Here is an 18,406-nt window from a genome sequence, read left to right on the forward strand (position 1 = left end):
TAGCCTCCTTACGCACTTACCTGTTGTTGGGCAGCCGGATCATCGTCAACGATGGTGCAGTGCCCTCCACCTCGTAATATGGCCCCAAATCCGCCCGCTTCATGAATCGAGAAGACGATTATCGGAATGTTATTCTCCCGCGCAAGGGCAATTGCGGCGGTGTCCATGATGGCCAAGCCGTCGCGGATGACCTGATCGTGGGTAATGTGCTCATAGCGCACCGCGCCTTTGTCCTTCCGGGGATCGGCGGAATAGACACCGTCCACCTGTGTGCCCTTGAACAACGCGTCGGCCCCGATCTCGGCAGCCCGCAATGCGGCTGCGGAATCCGTGGTGAAGAACGGATTGCCCGTTCCGCCGGCGAAGATGACGACCTTGCCGGCGTCCATATAGGCCATGGCTTGGCGTTGGGAAAAGCTCTCGCAGAGTTCCGGCATTGCGATCGCGGACAGAACAACCGCGTCCACCCCGAGCTTGGCAAGGGATGTCCGCAGTGCCAGCGAGTTGATCACCGTCGCGAGCATGCCCATGTGGTCGCCCGTCACCCTGTCTCCGCCCTTGGAGGCGACCGCCACGCCGCGAAAGATATTGCCGCCGCCGATCACCACGCCCACTTCGACTCCGAGCGAACAGGCATCGGCTATGTCGGTGGCGATCTGGTCGACCACCGAGACATCGATGCCGAAACCCTGCTTCCCCATCAGAGCCTCCCCGGAGGCCTTCAACACGACGCGACGATATCGTGGGGTCAAGCAAACGTCTCCTCTTGTTCGCGAGCTACATGAGGGTACCGGCGCCACGCGGCTCCGATATCTGGGCCTACACGAAGGGCACCGCGTTGTCACGCGGTGCCCTTCGATCATTGCCGAATGTAACGGTTACTTCTTCGCAGCAGCCGCGACTTCCGCCGCGAAGTCCGAGCTTTCACGCTCGATGCCTTCGCCGAGGGCATAACGAACAAAGCCGGCGATTTTGGCAGGGGCGCCGATTTCCTTCTCGGCTTCCTTGAGCGCATTCTCGACCGTCAGGTCGGGATTGATCACGAAAGCCTGCTTCACGAGGACCACTTCCTCGTAGAACTTGCGCAGGCGCCCCTCGACCATCTTCTCGATGATGTTTTCGGGCTTGCCGGACTGACGGGCCTGATCGGAGAAGATTTCCTTCTCGCGCGCAACCGCTGCCGGATCCACCTCTGTTTCCGAGAGGGCCAGCGGGTTCGTGGCTGCGACATGCATCGCGACCTGGCGCCCGAAATTGCGTGCCGCTTCCGCGTCGCCTTCTGTTTCGATCGCGACAAGCACACCGATCTTGCCGAGGCCTTCCGCGACGGCATTGTGCACATAGGTCGCAACGGCGCCCTTCTCGACCGAAAGCTTCGTTGAGCGGCGCAGCGTCATGTTCTCGCCAATGGTGGCGATCGCATCGCGAACAGAATCCGTCACGGACTTCCCGGTGCCCGGATATGCTGCCGCTGAGACGGCCTCTACATCGCCGTCGGTCGTCAGCGCCACTTGCGCGATATTGCGGACGAGTTCCTGGAACGCTTCGTTGCGCGCCACGAAATCCGTCTCGGAATTGACCTCGACGGCCACCGCATTAAGACCATCCGTGGCGAGCCCGATCAGGCCTTCTGCCGCCGTGCGGCCGGCCTTCTTGTCAGCCTTGGAAATGCCCTTCTTGCGCAGCCAGTCGACCGCGGCCTCAAGATCGCCGCCAGTCTCAGCAAGCGCGGCCTTGCAATCCATCATGCCCGCGCCCGTCATCTCGCGCAGTTGCTTGACCAGTGCTGCTGAAATGCTCATCGTCGCCTCTCTTTAATTCTTGTAGGTCGCCCTCAAGGGCGACCTGGAAAGAAGGTGAAGGTGTAGGAACCTTCTTATGCTTCGCTGCCCTGCTCGGCTTCCGCCGGAGCTTCGGCCGCAGCCGTCTCCATCGCGGGCTCGGACGGGGTCTCAGCGGACTCACCGAGATCGATCCCCAACGCGCCCTGCTGCCGCTCAATGCCGTCGATCGCAGCTTTGGCGATCAGGTCGCAATAAAGGGCGATGGCGCGAGCAGCATCGTCGTTGCCCGGGATGGGATAGTCGACAACATCCGGATCACAGTTGGAATCAATGACAGCGATAACCGGAATGCCCAGCCGACGGGCTTCCTGCACCGCGATCGCTTCCTTGTTCGTGTCGATGACGAACATCATGTCCGGCGTAGAGCCCATGTCACGAATGCCGCCCAGGGCGCGCTCCAGCTTGTCGCGCTCGCGCTCGAGGTTGAGGCGCTCCTTCTTGGTCAGGCGCAGATTCTCGCTTGCAAGCATCTCGTCAAGCCGACGCAGACGCTGGATCGAATTGGAGATGGTCTTCCAGTTCGTCAGCATGCCACCGAGCCAGCGGGAATTGACGTAGTACTGAGCAGACCGGCGTGCCGCATCGGCCACGATATCGGAAGCCTGACGCTTGGTGCCGACGAAAAGCAGCCGCCCGCCGCGTCCGACAGTGTCGGAAACGACTTTCAGTGCCTGGTGTAGGAGCGGCACGGTCTGGCTGAGGTCGATGACGTGGATATTGTTGCGGGCGCCGAAGATGTACGGAGCCATTTTCGGGTTCCAGCGGTGGGTCTGGTGACCGAAGTGAACACCAGCCTCAAGCAGCTGGCGCATGCTGAAATCAGGCAGAGCCATTTTTCTTTTCCTTTCCGGTTGGCCTCCGCGGATCGTCAGGCGGCATCGCCGCCACCGGGGGCGTCTGCCGGATTTTTCCCGGACAGAAACCTATGATCCGCGTGTGGAATGGCCGCGCATATAGATGCATATGCTCGCCAATGCAAGTCCAAGCCCCGTCAGTTCTTCTTTTCCGGCTCGCAGGATTCGGGCTCGAACACGGAAAGATCCACGAGCTTTGCCGTCATGGAATAGTCTGCATAACGGATGACCATGTCGCGCTGGAGGCCGCCCTCGTGCAGCTTGAAGCTCACATTGTAGTCGCTGGTCTCCTCGCCCTGCTCTTTTTCGTCCTCCCGACCGTTGAAATAGGCAGCCGTCACCGGACGGAACGTATCTTTGGCCAGCGCCCCCAGCGCCTTCTTCTCGGGATCGTCATTTTCGACCGGCTTCGGGTCGCCCACAACGACGGAAACCTGTATCGCCTTGTCGGTGAACTCCGTACCGTCGAAGATCGCCGTCTCGTAGAAGCGCTGACCGGCGTTCGCCTTTTCAAGAAGCTCGCGCAGTTGGGCGGTTGGGAACAGCGTGGCCGCGAACGTTTTCTCGACCTTCTCCGGCTGTTCATATCCTACGACGGTATTGCCGTCCTCCAGCTTGGCCGTACCCTCGACTTCGCTTTCGAGTTGCTCCTCCACGAAGGATTTCGTCGTGAAGCGCAAGGTCTTGCTGTCGCTGGACTCGAAGCTCGTCACTTGCTGATCGACCAGATTTGGGCCGTCGGCCGTTTCAAAGCGCATGACAATGCGCGACTTCAAGGTGTAGCCTTCGCATGCGGAACCGGAGAATTCGAAGACCCAACGGCCAGTGAGCCCGTCGATGTCCGAATCGTCGCTCGTCTCGAGGAGCGCCAGGTCATAGACAGCCCGATGCGGCATGAGCGTCTGAGCTGATGCGCCATGGACCACAGCCAGGCCCAAAAGCGTCGGAACAAAAAGGAGGATGAGGCGCAACGGGCGCATTGGGATCTCCGTCATGGAACGGTTTCATCTCGGGCTTAACAGATACGGTGGCCCTCTGTCGTGACGAAAGATGGGCGATGTCGCAAGAGTGAGTAGCGAGGAAGCAAAATGAGCGAAGCGATTGACAAAAGGCTCCTGGAACTGGGCGTCGAATTGCCAAATCCCGCGGCGCCGGCTGCCAACTATGTTCCTTTCATACAGACCGGCAACCTTCTGTTCATTTCCGGCCAATTGCCGATCAAGGACGGCAAACTGATGGCAATGGGGCTTTTGGGCCGCGAACTCGGCACGGAGGCCGGCAAGCTGGCGGCCAAATGGTGCGCGGTCAATGTGCTGGCCCAGGCGCAGGCCGCGCTGGGCGATCTGGAACGAGTGCAGCGGATCGTCAAGCTCACCGTGTTTGTCGCTTCCACCCCGGATTTTGTCGAGCAGCACGTGGTCGCGAATGGAGCTTCGGATTTCCTTGCTGCGGCCCTGGGCGAACGCGGCATTCATGCTCGCGCCGCCGTGGGGCTGGCCTGCCTCCCCCTCAATGCGCCGGTCGAGATCGAGGCTATTATTGAAGCGGCAAGATAAGGTGATCACACATGAACGATCTATCTTGGCTGACGGCGCGTCCGATCGCGCATCGCGGCTTCCACGACATGAACAAGGAGCGATGGGAAAACACGCTCGCCGCGTTCCGAGCCGCAGTCGAGCACGGTTACGCCATCGAATGCGATGTGCATGTGACGAGCGACGGCGTTCCCGTTGTCTTCCACGATGACGACCTGAGGCGGCTCACGGGTTCAGAAGGCCAGGTCTGGCAGCGCACCGCCGCCGAGCTCTGCGCCCTTCAGGTGGGCAGGACGCGTGAACACGTTCCCACGCTGGCGGAAATGCTGAACCGGATCAACGGTTCGGTCCCGGTCGTCATTGAGCTCAAGGGCATTCCAGGCCATGACACCGGCCTCGTAGAGGGCGTACTCAAATGCCTGCGCAACTATTCCGGCGAGGTGGCGCTGATGTCCTTCGACCATTGGATCGTCCGCGAGCTTGCCCGCAAGGCCGAAAATTTTCCGATCGGCCTTACGGCTGAAGGCGAATCCGACAGCGCGCTTGAAGCCCATTTTTCGATGCTCGGCCACAGGATCTCCTTCGTTTCCTACGCAGTGGCGCATCTGCCGAACCCGTTCATATCCTTCGTGCGCCAGCGCCTTGCAATGCCGGTGATCACCTGGACCGTGCGGAACCAGGCGGACATGGAAAAATCGTTCCGCTATGCGGACCAGATCACATTCGAAGGTTTCGCACCTTGAGCATGATGAAAGTGCCGCCATCAGGACCTATGTTCTGACCCGATGGAGATGCGACAGAACAGGGATGGCGGGGATACGGCTGCTCGTTTGACAGTCGCGACGAGCCTAGACGCGTTCACGCCCGAAGAATGGGCGGGTCTCAGAGGCGCGATGCGAAGCGATGGAGCCTATAACCCGTTTATTTCCTATGACTTCCTTTGGGCACTTGAAGAAAGTGGCTGTGCAACGCGCCGCACAGGCTGGCTTGGCCAGCATCTGCGGCTCGAGGCAAGCGACGGCGCGCTTCTGGGGGCCGTGCCGTGCTATCTGAAATCGCACAGCCAGGGCGAGTATGTCTTCGATTATGGCTGGGCCGATGCGCTGGAGCGCGCGGGCGGACGCTATTACCCCAAGCTCCAAGTGTCGGTGCCCTTTACCCCGGTCACCGGCCCGCGCCTTCTCACCCACTCTGACGCGGAAGAAGCTCATGTCCACCGCGCATTGGCCGAAGGGCTGGTGACGCTGGCGAACCAGCTCGGCCTATCGTCCCTTCATGTCACCTTTGCACCGGAACAGGAAATCGGCGTGCTGCAGCGTGCAGGCTTCCTGACACGTACCGACCAACAGTTCCATTTCTTCAACAAAGGCTATGCGTGCTACGACGACTTCCTGGAGACACTCACGTCACGCAAGCGCAAAGCGCTGAAAAAGGAACGCCGCGCCGCTCTCGAGGCAGGCATAGAGCTGGAATGGCTCACGGGGTCCGATCTCACCGAGGCGGTGTGGGATGATTTCTTCGCGTTCTATATGGATACCGGCAGCCGCAAATGGGGTCGGCCCTATCTCAACAGGCTCTTCTTTTCGCTCCTGGGCGAAAGGATGGCGGACGACATCCTGCTGGTGATGGCCAAGCGCGCGGGTCGCTCCGTCGCCGGCGCAATTAATTTCATTGGCGGCGATGCCCTTTATGGCCGGAACTGGGGTGCCGTCGAGCATCATCCTTTCCTGCATTTCGAGGTCTGCTATCATCAGGCGATTGAATTTGCGATTGCAAACAAGATCAATCGGGTGGAGGCAGGAGCTCAAGGAGAACATAAGCTGGCTCGAGGCTATGTGCCCGTGACGACGCATTCCGCTCATTACATTGCGCATCCCGGGTTACGCCGCGCTGTGGCCGATTACCTTTCGGGCGAACGGCGGGAAGTCGAGGCCATAGGCGAATTTCTGGCCCAACATTCGCCGTATAAGAAAGGGTAAGCCTGGATCACAAAGTCTGGCTTGACCGTGAAGCGGCCTCCTCCCAAACATCGCGGGTGTTCACGAGATAAGAGCGAGTCGAGCATCATGGCCTATGACAACAACAATCCCTTCGCGAAAATCCTGCGCGGAGAGTTGCCGGCCCACAAAATCTACGAGGACGCGGAGACCTTTGCCTTCATGGACATCATGCCGCGCGGCACGGGTCATTGTCTCGTTATTCCCAAACGGCCTTCCCGGAATTTGCTCGACGTCGATGCTGCCAGCCTGGCTGCAGTCATCAGCGCCGTGCAGAAGGTCGGTCGCGCGGCAGTGGCGGCCTTTGACGCCGACGGGCTCACCATCCAGCAATTCAACGAGTCGGCCGGCGGACAAGTCGTCTTCCATCTCCATTTTCACATTTTGCCCCGTTTCGAAGGTGTCGCTCTACGGCCGCACACCGGGGAAATGGAAAAACCTGAAGTCCTGGCCGAAAACGCTCGCAAGATACGCGAGGCGTTGCAGGCCGCCGAAGCGGAACGCTGAGCGTGGATATTCCCGTTCTGGTCATCAATCTCGACCGTTCGAAGGACCGATGGGAGGGGCTGGTGGCCCGCGCAGCGGCGCTGGACATCTTTCCGGAGCGCGTGCCCGCGGTGGACGGAAACGCGGTCGAGCCTGAGCAGCGCAGGGAACTGCAGCTCCGCAAATTCCAGCTTTGGCATGGGCGGAGACCGATGGGCGGGGAGTATGGATGCTACATGAGCCATATCCGCGCCCTCCAGCGTGTGGCGGAGGCTGACTGGCCCTATGCGGTCATATTGGAGGATGACGCGGATTTCGTGCCGGATTTCGTCCCCCGTATCGAAGCGCTGACGCGCCTCGCCCAGGTCCCAGACATCGTGAAGCTTTACAATCACAGGACCAAGGGTTTCATCGCCAAAGCGCAAACGGAAGCGGGCGATACCGTTGGCTGTTGCGTCCATGGCCCGATGGGCTCCGCCATGGGATATCTTATTTCCAGCTCGGCCGCCCGAAAGTTGCACCAGGCCCTGCTGCCGTTTTACCTGCCCTATGACATCGCTCTGGAGCGTGGCTGGGCAAACGGACTGTCGGTCATGACGACGAAGGATCCGCTCCTCAGGCCTGCGAAGTCGGGTTCGACGATCTCGCCGGCTGGTTACCGGAAAACCAAGTTCCCATTCTATATGCGCATCCCAACTGCGCTATTCCGGGGGCTGGATTATCTGCGCCGGACCAATTATGCCATCCGGAGCTGAATACGCCTCCTAGATCCACGTTGTTACTTTTACAGTGTTTCTGCTCTGCCTCTTGTAATAACAGTAGAATCCGAAGGCCGCGGCGAACCACATGTAAGATTCGCCAATGGCAAGCCGAATGTTCGAATTGCTGAAAACCGTGATGCAGAAGAATACCAGAACCGCCATATAGGCCTGAAAGGCGGCAGGATCGATGACCTGCTCTCGGCTTGCCTTCCAAACCTGGCGAGCCGCCCAGGAAAAGAGCAGCGCATAAAAGATCAACCCAGCCGCCCCGTAGCGAACCGCAATCTCAAGATAGCCATTGTGGATGAGGTTGTACTCGGCAGCCGGATAGGCGCGCGTCTGCCATTCATGCATCCATGTCACCCCATGGCCAAAAAGCGGGTCCTTCATCCAGATGAGGATCGCACTTGCCCAGAGCATCAGGCGTTCGCGGAAACTGGCGGGCGCTGAATTGTCATGGATGGCGTTGTCCATGCTCTGGATCACGCCTCGGCCCGTGAAGATGTCCGAAAGGAGCGCGGCACTGGCGTGTGCGGTATCGTCCGCCACAGCCATGATCCCATCCCACGCCATCGTGACGGAAATGGCGGCCATGAGGAAAATCACTCCCGCCAGCACCGCGAAACGCCGCCCGAGACCTTGCAATCCGGCCATCAAGATAAGTTGAAACGGTAGCGCGATGGCCAGTGCCAACCAGACACCTTTCGACTGAAGGGTGTAGATATTGATGAAGCAGATCAAAACCGTAGCCAGCGAAACGGCGAAGAAACCGGTACGCAGACCGCGCGACATGACATTGCCGCGCAGGAGATAATTTGCAAAAGGCACCGCGCACAGGATGATGATGCCCTGCGCGATTGCGGCGTGAATGGGGTTGTTGTGCAGAAGCGTTTCCGCCCTGTGCCCCTCCAGAAGGGCTGGAATATCGATCGAGAATACCGCCACGAGAAAGCTGATCAGAATGAATCCGCAGACGGCGATGAGTGGTCTGCGGATAGCAAGAAAAAGGGCATAACCGGAAAGCGGATAGAGGAGTGGGAAGAGGTAAATTCCTTCGGAAGAGCCAATACCCAGCTCCGCATGGGAAAGATAGCTGTAAGCAAATCTCGCTCCGACGTACAAACTCCAACCGATGCAGAGAAGCCCCATATACCCGATCAATACTTTCGTCCGGGAGGGAAAATCACGGTAGAAGTAATATACCGCAGTGGGAAGCAACGTTCCTACGGCGACATATCTGTAAGCATCCGATTCGAACCAAATGGCTGAAATGAAGATCAGGACGACAACGCAGGCAGGAAGCTCTTTGGCTAGACGCATCGAGGTCTGGCTATCGCGTTGATTGCAATGCAAAGATATTGTCTCCGATCAATGGCGGCGAAGAAACAAGCCTAAAATTGGAAAGATAGATGCTGTTCCAACCAAATTTTTCCAGGGGGCGGAAAGGGTTCGCGTCGATATCACAGTGCGCCTCGCCACAACAGGACCAGACAGAGCACCAATTCACCAATGGCTGTTCCAACCACAACTTTTTTCCCTGATACGAGATAAGCCAGGAAACCCAGCCCGGCTGCGCCTATTCGCAGCGCCATAGGCGTCGAGGCGAGCTCTCCGCTGGGAAAAACGATCAGGTTCGCGATCACAGCCGCCACGAGTCCTGTGGCGATGCATCGCACGAGGACAAGGAGCTGGGATTGCTCCGACAGCCTTTCACCGAGATAGACACCGAGAAAACGCCAGAAGTCAGTCGCAACCCAGCCGCCGAGCAGGATGAAGAGATAAGGCCACCACCAGTCCGCGTAAGCCGTGAATGTCACGCGGCTTGCCTCCGTTGGGCAAGGATGTGGATGCCGAAGGCTGCGCCGCCTGCGACCAGACCCGTTGCAAGAAGATCGAAGCCGGGCGTCAACAGGTGGAAAACAGGTCCAAGAAGGAGACCGAAAACCATCGCGAGCTGCCCGGCCTTTTCCCGTGCCGACCCCCAGAGAGACGTCACGAAATAGAGCGGAGTGAGGAAGAAGAGCGCAGCGGACAATGCGGGCGGAAGCTGGGCCGCGATCAGATACACGACGGCGACCACGCCCATATTGAAAAGCACGAGCGTGGATCCGAGCCCCCCATAATAGGTGGTGCGCATGGGCCGCGGCACGTGCTTGAGCCTGTCCATCGCAAGCACCCAGGAGGTGACAGCGACGAAATGGGAAAGCAGGTAAAGCACCCATTTGCGGGTGGCAGGCGTCCGCATTTCGGGCGTAAGGGCGACGACCATGGGCCCGAGCCTCACCGATGAGAGTGCGACAGCGAACGCTGCAGCCGGAAGGCTCGCTCCCGTCATGATCGCTCCGACGAGCACGACCTTTCCGGGAAGCGCCCAGACCATGCCGGTCATGAAGACGGTTTGAGCAAGTGTTAGACCCGCATCACGAGCAAGTCCCGCGAAGCCCACGAAGGCGCTGGCAAGGATGAGGCCGGGAACCGAGAACGCAGCGCGGACGCCATGCGCGAACCAGATGCCATGCGCGTAGGGCGTTTTCAGTTCGGAATTCGGCTCATTCATCAGGTGCCGCATAGCACAGGCGCGCCGGCCGCGCGATATGTTGACCGCCGTTTGAAACGGGATTGTGGCCTGCCAGCACCAATCCATGCGGGACCGAGAGCCTCAAATAAGAAAAGGCGCGGACCTCTCGATCCGCGCCTTTGAATTGCCCTGAACCCGATCAGCTTTTCCGTGGCAGTTGGGGTACCAGGCTGCGCTTGGGGGGCTCCGGCAAGGCCGGCGGCCGCTTTGCCGCCTTCGGCTTGGCCTTTTTCGGCGCAGCCCGCTTGGCGGCACCCTTTCGGGCAGGAGGCGTCTCGCGCTTCGGCTTAACCGGAGCATCGTCGGGGATGGTCTCCAGCTTGAGACCAGTCTCCCCGTCCTCCTTCGTCTCGACCGTCACCTTGACGGTGCCGCCACGCCTGAGCTTGCCGAAAAGCACCTCCTCAGCCAGCGGCTTTTTGATGTGCTCCTGGATTACGCGGCCGAGCGGGCGGGCCCCCATACGCTCGTCATAGCCCTTGTCCGCAAGCCAGGCGATCGCCTCGTCTGAAAGATCGAAGGTGACCTTGCGCTCGGCGAGCTGCGCCTCAAGCTGCATGACGAACTTCTGCACCACCTGATGCACCACCGGCATCGGCAGGGAGCCGAAGGGTATGATGGCGTCGAGCCGGTTGCGGAACTCCGGCGTAAAGAGCCGGTTGATCGCCTCCATGTCGTCGCCCTCGCGCTTGGACGAACCGAAGCCGATGGCCGGCTTGGCAAGATCGGCGGCGCCCGCATTGGTCGTCATGATGAGGATGACGTTGCGGAAGTCGATGCGCTTGCCATTGTGATCCGTCAGCTTGCCGTGATCCATGACCTGCAGCAGGATGTTGAAGAGATCCGGATGGGCCTTCTCGATCTCGTCCAGAAGCAGCACGCAGTGGGGATGCTGATCTACACCATCGGTCAGGAGACCGCCCTGGTCGAAGCCCACATAACCGGGAGGCGCACCGATCAGGCGAGAGACCGTGTGCCGCTCCATGTATTCGGACATGTCGAAGCGCAGAAGCTCGACGCCGAGCGAAGCCGCAAGCTGCTTGGCCACCTCCGTCTTGCCCACGCCCGTCGGACCGGAGAACAGGTAGGAACCGATAGGCTTCTCCGGTTCCCGCAAACCCGCGCGGGCCAGCTTGATCGCCGAGGCGAGCGCCTCGATCGCCTTGTCCTGGCCGTAGACGACGCGCTTGAGTTCTTCCTCAAGCCCGGCGAGCACCTTCTCGTCGTCAGCCGAAACCGTTTTCGGCGGAATGCGAGCCATGGTGGCGATCGTGGTCTCGATCTCCCTCACGGTAATCGTCTTGCGCCGCTTGGCTTCCGGCAGAAGCTTCTGTGAAGCGCCCGTTTCATCGATCACATCGATCGCCTTGTCCGGCAGCTTACGGTCGCTGATATAGCGGGCAGAAAGCTCAACCGCGGCCTTTACCGCCTCATTGGTGTACTTCACGCGATGGAAATCTTCGAAATAGGGCTTCAAACCCTTCATGATCTCGATCGCATCGTCCACCGACGGCTCGTTCACGTCGATCTTCTGGAAGCGGCGCACCAACGCGCGGTCTTTCTCGAAGAACTGGCGGAACTCCTTGTAAGTCGTTGATCCGATGCAGCGGATCGCACCGGAGGACAGAGCGGGCTTCAACAGGTTCGATGCATCCATCGCGCCCCCGGAGGTGGCGCCAGCGCCGATCACCGTATGGATCTCATCGATGAAGAGTATCGCACCGGGGAAATCCTCCAGCTCCTTCACGACCTGCTTCAGCCTCTCCTCGAAGTCACCGCGATAGCGTGTGCCTGCGAGCAGCGTACCCATATCGAGGGCGAAGATCGTGGCATCAGCCAGGACGTCGGGCACGTCACCCTCAACGATCCGCTTGGCAAGCCCCTCCGCGATCGCCGTCTTGCCGACGCCGGGATCGCCCACATAGAGCGGATTGTTCTTGGAGCGGCGGCAGAGCACCTGGATCGTGCGGTTGATTTCGGACTCGCGGCCGATAAGGGGGTCGATACGCCCTGCCCGTGCCTTGGCGTTCAGGTTCACGCAGTAAGCCGACAGAGCGTCCTGCTGCTGCTTCTTCTTGGCGCCTTCTTCGGTTTCGGCCCCCGTCGAGCTGGATTGGTCCTCGTCCGCCCCGCGCGGAGTGCGAGCCTCGTTGGCCCCGGGGCGCTTGGCGATCCCGTGGCTGATATAGTTGACCGCGTCGTAGCGGGTCATCTGCTGTTCCTGCAGGAAATAGGCGGCATGACTTTCGCGTTCCGCGAAAATCGCGACGAGCACATTGGCCCCCGACACCTCCTCCCTGCCTGAAGACTGCACGTGAATCACCGCGCGCTGGATGACGCGCTGGAACCCGGCCGTCGGCTTGGAATCCTCGTCATAGCCCGTGACGAGATTGTCGAGCTCGGTATCGATATAATCGGTAACGGTGCGCCTGAGTTCGTCCAGGTCCACGTTGCACGCCCGCATGACGGCGGCCGCGTCGTTATCGTCGATCAGGGCGAGCAGCAGATGTTCGAGCGTCGCATATTCATGATGACGCTCATTGGCATAGGTCAGCGCTTGATGTAGCGCGCGTTCCAGGCCTTGCGAGAAAGCCGGCATTCAGAACCTCATTTCTTCTCCATCACGCATTGCAGCGGATGCTGATGCTGACGGGCAAAATCCATGACCTGAGCCACCTTGGTCTCGGCCACTTCGAATGTGTAGATGCCGCATTCGCCCACCCCATGGTTGTGAACATGCAGCATGATCCTTGTCGCTGCCTCCCGATCCTTCTGGAAAAATCGCTCCAGAACATGGACGACGAATTCCATGGGTGTGTAATCGTCGTTCAATAGCAGCACGCGATAGAGGCTCGGCTTCTTCGTCTTCGTCCTGGTGCGCGTAATGACAGCGGTGCCGCGCCCGGTGCTGTTGCCTTCGTCGTCCCCACGGCTCATCCGCAAAGCGTCGCCTGGCATTTCTCTCTCGCCGATCCCGGTTGTTTCATGCGTTCCGTCACAGCTCCCCATGAGTTGTGACATGTAGGTACCTCTCTGATGATTTTAAGCCCTTCTATCGTGCTGACAATACGCATTGCGCTCCCGCCCTGCTCAAATTTTTTCGCATGCGGGACGGTTCCATACTGATCAACCGAGAGCGCAAAACAGCGGGCGGAGACGTCGCTGAACTTTCACACGTTTTGAGCCGGCCCCGACGCCGCACAAAACATAAGTAGGTTTCCCACAAGGTATTTCAAAGGGACAACTGGCTTTCTATCGGTAGCTGACGTCGCGGCAACATGCTGCAGCGAAATAAATAAGCGTAAAAGCCGCCTCGCCCAATTCTCGCCCCATCTGCGGGGGACAGCCCCAGAAAGGGGCAATCCATAAAACAGGATTCAAAAACGCTTCGAATGCGAAAAATCCGGTCAAGCGATCGCTCACCATAACGAATTGGTAACGAGGGTTACCTAGGGTCAACCATAAGGTCTTCGGACGCATCGGTCCGCGGAAGGAATAATTGCTTTGATGGGTGTGATTGTGCGACAGGCGCTCGCGGGAAAACTACGTCAGATCACCAATCTCGCAGTCGTTGCCCTTGCCGTGGGGACCTTTGTCCTCGCATCGGTCGGCTCGGCTGCGGCCAATCCGAAATATGCAGGCATCGTCGTGGATGCGAAGACGGGCAACGTCCTCTATGAGGACAATGCTGACGCTTTGCGCTACCCCGCCTCGCTGACGAAGATGATGACGCTTTATCTCGTCTTCGAAGCCATGTCCTCGGGGCGGATATCCAAGAGCACCCGCATCACCTTCTCCAAGAAGGCGGCTGCCGAACCTCCGACGAAACTGGGCGTCGGCGCCGGCAAAAGCATAACGGTCGAGCAAGCCATTCTGGCGCTCATCACCCGGTCGGCGAACGACGTTGCGACGGCAGTCGCCGAAAATCTCGGCGGGTCGGAGGAGAATTTCGCCCGCATGATGACGACCAAGGCGCGCCAGCTTGGTATGAATTCGACGACTTTCCGCAATGCGCACGGGCTTCCCAACGGCGAGCAGCGGACGACCGCGCGCGACATGGCCAAACTCGGCATCGCGCTGCGTGAGCACTTTCCGCGCCACTACGATTATTTCTCCACGCGCAGTTTCGTTTTCTCGGGGAAGACGATCAACGGGCACAACAATCTTCTTGGCCGTGTGAAGGGCGCCGACGGTATCAAGACGGGCTATACCCGCGCTTCGGGCTTCAATCTCGTCTCATCCGTCTCGGCCGAGGGGCGGCAGATCGTGGCCGTCGTGATGGGCGGAAATACGGCGCGTAGCCGCGACGCCCATATGGTGGACCTCATTCAGCGCTATCTACCCAAGGCTTCCACGGGACGCGGCGGGGATCTGATCGCCAAGGGACCGGTCATCAGGCCCACGATCACGAACGCACCGGCTATCATGGCGTCGGCTACTACTCTGCCGAAAAAGGCACCGCTTCCCGTTGAACGCCCTGAGACCGAAGTGGCCGTGACGGCCTATGCCGAGGATCGCATCCCCAGTGCCAAGATGGCTTTGGCCGAAGCGGTTGTGGAAAAGCAGGATCCTGTCGACCCGGTGGCGACTTCCTCAACCCCCGTGTCCGGCTGGGTTATCCAAGTTGCCTCTGCCCAAACGGAAGAGGACGCCCGCCGCGTTCTGGAAAGAACGGTTGAACGGGCCTCAGGCGTTCTTGCCTCCGCGAAGCCCTTCACCGAGACTTTCGTGCTCAAGGGGCAGACCTATTACCGTGCTCGCTTCGGCGGGTTTGAAAGCAAGACGGCGGCTTGGAACGCGTGCGCGACACTCAAGAAGAGAAGCGTGGACTGTTACGCTGTCCAGAACTGAGTTTTCCCGCTATGTAAATGCGTGAGGGATTTAGCGATGATCGGACAGGAGAACGTCTCGAGCTTCGTTGATACGAGCGGCAAGAAAGGCGGAGCCGCCCAGATCGGGATGCAGGCGCTGCATCAGGCGGCGATGAGCCTTTCGGATTTCCGCCGCGGACGCTCCCATTTCAAGACCAAGGATCTTGTAAGCCTCCTCCTTGGTCATGGGGCCAGAAGCTGGCGCGCTTCTCTGCCGCCTGTCCTGGTTCGTCTCCATGCCTTCGCGCCAGACGGGAAACCGGCCGTCAAGATACGTTTCCAATAGCTGCAGGCTCTCCTCGTCTCCGGCAAGTTCCCGGTGGAGCGCCATGAGATCGTCGAGGGGCATCTGGCTGAGCTGGCGTCCCTCGAACTTTCCGGCTAAAACGAAGCCTTCAAGCGCTCCCGTATCGTGATCGAGCTCCATCTCCAGAGCAGCTGACCGCACGCTCGACCGCTTGCGGGATCTGCGCTCCTTGACCCGCCGGTTCAGGCGGGCCGATCCCAGCCAGGCGGCTGCCAGCGAGAGCAGCGTTCCGCCGATCCCCGCCCTCCCCGCGAATATCAGCACCAGCCCGCAAAGCCCCACCACCGCCGGTCCTGCAAGCCTGAACGCAGACGCTAATGCGGCCGGGCTGGCGCGCGTGAACGAGTAGACGGCAAGCGCCAACACGAACAGAAGACCAATGAGAAAGAGCGGAGAAATCATCCCTTGCCGCTCAGATGGGCGATCATAAGGCGGTCCTCCGGGTGTCCGCGCGCCTCGAGAGCAGGCAGGCCGCCGGTTGCATAAACTGCGACTGCGCCCAAAAGCTTGGCCAGGGCATCCGCAGCATTTCGGTCAAAACGAAACCACGCGCCCTTGGACAACCTGGCAATTTCCTTGAAGGCGCTGGTTGCAACCGGATCGCGGCCCTCCTGAAAGAGGAAGACCGGCACACCTTTCAGCCCCAGCTCCCCCGCACGCTCGGCAAGCAGGTCAACCTCTTCCTCCATCGCATCCCCGATGAAGACGAGCGCGTTTACTCTGGCCCGTGCATTCTCCCTCAGGGTGTGAGAAAGGACCTTGCCGATTTGGGTGCGCCCGCCCCGGCAATGGATCCGCGTCATCAGATCCTTGAGCGCTTTCGTCTCCGTCACGAAGCGTGAAGCTGCACATTCACCAAATCCCCGGTAATAGACGAGCTGCACGCTGAGCGTTCCAGCGCCGCCCGCCGCATCGAACATCTCCGCCTGGATCTCGCAGGCGAGGTCCCATGTGGGTTGACGGCTCATTGTGGCGTCGATGGCAAGGATCAGGCGGCCGTTCCCCTTCCCTGCTGGAGCGAGTGAACGCGCCTGCCGGACAAAGGCGTCGATCGCGCTCTTGCCCGATCGTGTTTTCGAAAGCTCCGTCTTCTTCCCGGCCTCTGCCGGCGTTTTCCCATGGCTCATGGAAAAAACATGTGCTCCCGCGTCAGACCTTACAAGACCTATAGTGTCGTCCGTCCCTCGGGATTATTGCGAGGACGTACAAATTGGAAGCGACGCAATGGCCTTTCGGAGGCCAATCCTGTTACTCCCGATGCGCTAGAGCAATCCGAGTTCGGTCAGTTCACGCCGCATATGGTCTGGCAGATCGCCCGTGTCGGAACCGGCACGAATGTCGCCGGGAACATCCTCCGGCTTCAAATAACGCCAACCCTGGAATGGACGACGTGGCTGCCATTCAGTGCGGATCACCTGCGGCTCCAGCACCAGACGGCAGCGTTGGATTCCCTCGCCATCGAGGAATGGACGGATATCGAGAACTCGCTGCCGGCATTGCACCATGCCTTGGATGACCCAGTAAAGCGAGCCGCCGCCGGTGATCTCTTCGATCCGCTTCGGCACCATGCGCGTGACATGATATTGCTCGACGGGTTCGTCGCGGCGCTTCTTTTCTTCCAGCCGCTCGGCAATCCAATATTCCAGGTCTTCAGGGCTTCCGCAGCCCACGCACAGTTTTATGAGATGAAGCGCCATGGCCGCACCATCGGGAATATCGCCCGCAAGGTCAACGCAACCGCGTTCTTTCCACAGGCGTGATCAGCATTCCACCACGTTGACGGCGAGCCCGCCAAGGCTCGTCTCCTTATAACGTTCATTCATGTCGAGGCCGGTCTGGCGCATGGTCTCGACTGCCGCGTCGAGCGAAACGAAATGCTTGCCGTCGCCCTTCAGCGCGAGGGAAGCCGCCGTAACCGCTTTAACAGCGCCCAAGGCATTGCGTTCGATGCATGGCACCTGCACCAGGCCGGCAACCGGGTCGCAGGTCATACCGAGATGATGCTCAAGCGCGATCTCGGCCGCGTTCTCCACCTGTTCGGGCGTTCCGCCCATGACGGCCGCAAGCCCTGCCGCTGCCATGGCCGAGGCGGACCCCACCTCCCCCTGGCAGCCGACCTCTGCGCCGGAAATGGACGCGTTGTGTTTGATCAGCCCGCCCACGGCGGCGGCCGTCAAAAGGAAATCACGGATACCCGCGGTGTCGGCATCAGGGTGGAAGCGCAGCCAATAGCGCATCACTGCAGGCACGACCCCGGCCGCGCCGTTGGTGGGCGCGGTGACCACCTTACCACCGGCGGCGTTTTCCTCGTTCACGGCCATTGCATAGACAGAGAGCCAATCATTGGCGGCAAGAGGATTGGGCCTGTTCTGCCGCCATTCCTCTTCGAGCTTTTCATGCAGCCCGCGCGCACGCCGGCGCACCTTCAATCCGCCCGGCATGATGCCTTCCTTGGCCAGACCGCGCTCGATGCAGCCGCGCATTGCTTCCCATATGGCGTCGAGGCCCGCGTTCAGTTCCTCTTCACTCCTGTAGGTCAGCTCGTTTGCGCGTTTCATCTCGGCAATCGAGAGCCCGCTCGCCGCCGCCATCTCCAGCATCTCCCGCGCATTGGCGAAGGGGTATGGGACGTTGCGGTCCACCGCTGGCTTCTGCTCGGCTTTGAGCGTCTGCAACTCCTCTTCCGAGACGACGAACCCGCCGCCGACCGAGTAATAGATGCGCCGCAAGAGCAGCCGACCGTCCGAGTCCAAGGCGTTGAACGACATTCCGTTTGCATGGCCAGGCAGCGGATTCTTCCGGTCGAAGATGAGATCGGAAACGGGATCGAAATCATATCCGAGGTGCCCGGGCGGCGAGAGCCGCTTGGCAGTCCTGATCCCCTCCAGGACGGCGTCGGCCTGGTCCGGGTCGACCGTTATAGGCGTGAAACCCTGCAATCCCAAGATGACGGCACGATCGGTAGCATGCCCCACTCCGGTGAAGGCGAGCGATCCGTGAAGGCTGACTGAAAGCCGCTTCACCTCAACGCCTGCCGGGCGTGGCCAATCTCCCTCTGCCACCTCGCGCAGGAAACGCTCAGCGGCAACCATCGGCCCCATCGTGTGGGAACTCGATGGGCCGATGCCGATCTTGAACAGATCAAAAACGGAGAGGAACATATACAACTCCAG

Annotated in this window: 19 protein-coding genes; 6 read left to right on the forward strand and 13 right to left on the reverse strand. The window is 60.0% G+C overall.

What is annotated here, in order from left to right:
- Positions 1-8: 8 nt before the first annotated feature.
- From pyrH to CHEJ32_RS0117715, 4 genes are all read right to left on the reverse strand, one after another.
- Positions 9-752, reverse strand: coding sequence for a UMP kinase (pyrH, locus tag CHEJ32_RS0117700; RefSeq protein WP_028034983.1), 744 nt, complete (start codon positions 750-752; stop codon positions 9-11).
- A gap of 126 nt (positions 753-878) precedes the next feature.
- A complete protein-coding gene (gene tsf / locus CHEJ32_RS0117705) occupies positions 879-1,802 on the reverse strand; it encodes a translation elongation factor Ts (RefSeq protein WP_028034984.1) in 924 nt (307 codons plus the stop codon).
- A 74-nt stretch (positions 1,803-1,876) separates the two neighbouring features.
- A complete protein-coding gene (gene rpsB, locus CHEJ32_RS0117710) occupies positions 1,877-2,677 on the reverse strand; it encodes a 30S ribosomal protein S2 (RefSeq protein ID WP_028034985.1) in 801 nt (266 codons plus the stop codon).
- Positions 2,678-2,835: 158 nt separating this feature from the next.
- Entirely contained in the window at positions 2,836-3,693 is an 858-nt protein-coding gene (locus CHEJ32_RS0117715) for a cell envelope integrity EipB family protein (protein WP_245261161.1), read from the reverse strand.
- A gap of 93 nt (positions 3,694-3,786) precedes the next feature.
- Here CHEJ32_RS0117715 and CHEJ32_RS0117720 point away from each other — a divergent pair, with 93 nt between their 5' ends.
- The 5 genes from CHEJ32_RS0117720 to CHEJ32_RS0117740 all read left to right on the forward strand — a co-directional run bounded on the left by CHEJ32_RS0117720 (position 3,787) and on the right by CHEJ32_RS0117740 (position 7,471).
- Positions 3,787-4,254 carry a RidA family protein gene (locus CHEJ32_RS0117720; RefSeq protein ID WP_028034987.1) on the forward strand — a complete coding sequence of 156 codons (468 nt, stop codon included), beginning with the start codon at positions 3,787-3,789 and terminating at the stop codon, positions 4,252-4,254.
- An 11-nt stretch (positions 4,255-4,265) separates the two neighbouring features.
- Positions 4,266-4,976, forward strand: a complete 711-nt coding sequence (locus CHEJ32_RS0117725; protein WP_028034988.1) for a glycerophosphodiester phosphodiesterase — start codon at positions 4,266-4,268, stop codon at positions 4,974-4,976.
- A gap of 48 nt (positions 4,977-5,024) precedes the next feature.
- Positions 5,025-6,212, forward strand: a complete 1,188-nt coding sequence (locus CHEJ32_RS0117730; RefSeq protein ID WP_028034989.1) for a GNAT family N-acetyltransferase — start codon at positions 5,025-5,027, stop codon at positions 6,210-6,212.
- 87 nt (positions 6,213-6,299) lie between these two features.
- Entirely contained in the window at positions 6,300-6,737 is a 438-nt protein-coding gene (locus tag CHEJ32_RS0117735; protein WP_028034990.1) for an HIT family protein, read from the forward strand.
- A gap of 2 nt (positions 6,738-6,739) precedes the next feature.
- Complete coding sequence (locus CHEJ32_RS0117740; protein ID WP_034658701.1) at positions 6,740-7,471, forward strand: glycosyltransferase family 25 protein; 732 nt, start codon at positions 6,740-6,742, stop codon at positions 7,469-7,471.
- Positions 7,472-7,480: 9 nt separating this feature from the next.
- Here the strand turns inward: CHEJ32_RS0117740 and CHEJ32_RS25205 are convergent, their stop codons facing one another.
- The 5 genes from CHEJ32_RS25205 to clpS form a co-directional block, all read right to left on the reverse strand.
- Positions 7,481-8,797, reverse strand: a complete 1,317-nt coding sequence (locus CHEJ32_RS25205; protein WP_156936736.1) for an O-antigen ligase — start codon at positions 8,795-8,797, stop codon at positions 7,481-7,483.
- Positions 8,798-8,937: 140 nt separating this feature from the next.
- Complete coding sequence (locus tag CHEJ32_RS0117750) at positions 8,938-9,294, reverse strand: AzlD domain-containing protein (protein ID WP_028034992.1); 357 nt, start codon at positions 9,292-9,294, stop codon at positions 8,938-8,940.
- A complete protein-coding gene (locus CHEJ32_RS0117755; RefSeq protein ID WP_028034993.1) occupies positions 9,291-10,034 on the reverse strand; it encodes an AzlC family ABC transporter permease in 744 nt (247 codons plus the stop codon). The genes CHEJ32_RS0117750 and CHEJ32_RS0117755 overlap by 4 nt, the downstream gene beginning before the upstream one ends.
- Before the next feature lie 160 nt (positions 10,035-10,194).
- The gene (gene clpA / locus CHEJ32_RS0117760) at positions 10,195-12,654 is read right to left on the reverse strand and encodes an ATP-dependent Clp protease ATP-binding subunit ClpA (RefSeq protein ID WP_028034994.1); all 2,460 of its coding nucleotides are present in this window, start codon (positions 12,652-12,654) and stop codon (positions 10,195-10,197) included.
- Positions 12,655-12,662: 8 nt separating this feature from the next.
- Positions 12,663-12,992 carry an ATP-dependent Clp protease adapter ClpS gene (gene clpS / locus CHEJ32_RS0117765; protein WP_028034995.1) on the reverse strand — a complete coding sequence of 110 codons (330 nt, stop codon included), beginning with the start codon at positions 12,990-12,992 and terminating at the stop codon, positions 12,663-12,665.
- Positions 12,993-13,562: 570 nt separating this feature from the next.
- On the opposite strand from clpS, the gene CHEJ32_RS0117770 reads away from it, so the two are divergent.
- A complete protein-coding gene (locus tag CHEJ32_RS0117770; RefSeq protein WP_051469734.1) occupies positions 13,563-14,906 on the forward strand; it encodes a D-alanyl-D-alanine carboxypeptidase family protein in 1,344 nt (447 codons plus the stop codon).
- Between the two features lie 30 nt (positions 14,907-14,936).
- On the opposite strand, the gene CHEJ32_RS0117775 is transcribed toward CHEJ32_RS0117770, so the two are convergent.
- The 4 genes from CHEJ32_RS0117775 to CHEJ32_RS0117790 all read right to left on the reverse strand — a co-directional run bounded on the left by CHEJ32_RS0117775 (position 14,937) and on the right by CHEJ32_RS0117790 (position 18,394).
- Positions 14,937-15,635, reverse strand: coding sequence for a DnaJ domain-containing protein (locus tag CHEJ32_RS0117775; RefSeq protein ID WP_028034997.1), 699 nt, complete (start codon positions 15,633-15,635; stop codon positions 14,937-14,939).
- Positions 15,632-16,360 (reverse strand): hypothetical protein, encoded by a 729-nt coding sequence (locus CHEJ32_RS0117780; RefSeq protein WP_028034998.1) that lies wholly within the window; start codon positions 16,358-16,360, stop codon positions 15,632-15,634. Before CHEJ32_RS0117780 ends, CHEJ32_RS0117775 begins: the two co-directional genes overlap by 4 nt.
- 135 nt (positions 16,361-16,495) lie before the next feature.
- A complete protein-coding gene (locus CHEJ32_RS26830; RefSeq protein ID WP_084032847.1) occupies positions 16,496-16,930 on the reverse strand; it encodes a DUF1489 family protein in 435 nt (144 codons plus the stop codon).
- 63 nt (positions 16,931-16,993) lie between these two features.
- The gene (locus CHEJ32_RS0117790; protein WP_028035000.1) at positions 16,994-18,394 is read right to left on the reverse strand and encodes an L-serine ammonia-lyase; all 1,401 of its coding nucleotides are present in this window, start codon (positions 18,392-18,394) and stop codon (positions 16,994-16,996) included.
- Between the last annotated feature and the right edge of the window lie 12 nt (positions 18,395-18,406).

Origin of the sequence: Chelativorans sp. J32, from assembly GCF_000518985.1 — a bacterium.
In the GTDB taxonomy this organism is placed as follows: domain Bacteria; phylum Pseudomonadota; class Alphaproteobacteria; order Rhizobiales; family Rhizobiaceae; genus Chelativorans.

What these genes read in the sequence shown, in the direction of transcription:
- CHEJ32_RS0117755 (WP_028034993.1), bottom strand. Translation starts at nt 10,034, where the DNA reads ATGAATGAGCCGAATTCCGAACTGAAAACGCCCTACGCGCATGGCATC.
- rpsB (WP_028034985.1), bottom strand. Translation starts at nt 2,677, where the DNA reads ATGGCTCTGCCTGATTTCAGCATGCGCCAGCTGCTTGAGGCTGGTGTT.
- CHEJ32_RS0117780 (WP_028034998.1), bottom strand. Translation starts at nt 16,360, where the DNA reads ATGAGCCATGGGAAAACGCCGGCAGAGGCCGGGAAGAAGACGGAGCTT.
- clpA (WP_028034994.1), bottom strand. Translation starts at nt 12,654, where the DNA reads ATGCCGGCTTTCTCGCAAGGCCTGGAACGCGCGCTACATCAAGCGCTG.
- CHEJ32_RS0117725 (WP_028034988.1), top strand. Translation starts at nt 4,266, where the DNA reads ATGAACGATCTATCTTGGCTGACGGCGCGTCCGATCGCGCATCGCGGC.
- tsf (WP_028034984.1), bottom strand. Translation starts at nt 1,802, where the DNA reads ATGAGCATTTCAGCAGCACTGGTCAAGCAACTGCGCGAGATGACGGGC.
- CHEJ32_RS25205 (WP_156936736.1), bottom strand. Translation starts at nt 8,797, where the DNA reads ATGCGTCTAGCCAAAGAGCTTCCTGCCTGCGTTGTCGTCCTGATCTTC.
- CHEJ32_RS0117770 (WP_051469734.1), top strand. Translation starts at nt 13,563, where the DNA reads ATGGGTGTGATTGTGCGACAGGCGCTCGCGGGAAAACTACGTCAGATC.
- CHEJ32_RS0117715 (WP_245261161.1), bottom strand. Translation starts at nt 3,693, where the DNA reads ATGACGGAGATCCCAATGCGCCCGTTGCGCCTCATCCTCCTTTTTGTT.
- CHEJ32_RS0117720 (WP_028034987.1), top strand. Translation starts at nt 3,787, where the DNA reads ATGAGCGAAGCGATTGACAAAAGGCTCCTGGAACTGGGCGTCGAATTG.
- clpS (WP_028034995.1), bottom strand. Translation starts at nt 12,992, where the DNA reads ATGAGCCGTGGGGACGACGAAGGCAACAGCACCGGGCGCGGCACCGCT.
- CHEJ32_RS26830 (WP_084032847.1), bottom strand. Translation starts at nt 16,930, where the DNA reads ATGGCGCTTCATCTCATAAAACTGTGCGTGGGCTGCGGAAGCCCTGAA.
- CHEJ32_RS0117735 (WP_028034990.1), top strand. Translation starts at nt 6,300, where the DNA reads ATGGCCTATGACAACAACAATCCCTTCGCGAAAATCCTGCGCGGAGAG.
- CHEJ32_RS0117790 (WP_028035000.1), bottom strand. Translation starts at nt 18,394, where the DNA reads ATGTTCCTCTCCGTTTTTGATCTGTTCAAGATCGGCATCGGCCCATCG.
- CHEJ32_RS0117730 (WP_028034989.1), top strand. Translation starts at nt 5,025, where the DNA reads ATGCGACAGAACAGGGATGGCGGGGATACGGCTGCTCGTTTGACAGTC.
- CHEJ32_RS0117775 (WP_028034997.1), bottom strand. Translation starts at nt 15,635, where the DNA reads ATGATTTCTCCGCTCTTTCTCATTGGTCTTCTGTTCGTGTTGGCGCTT.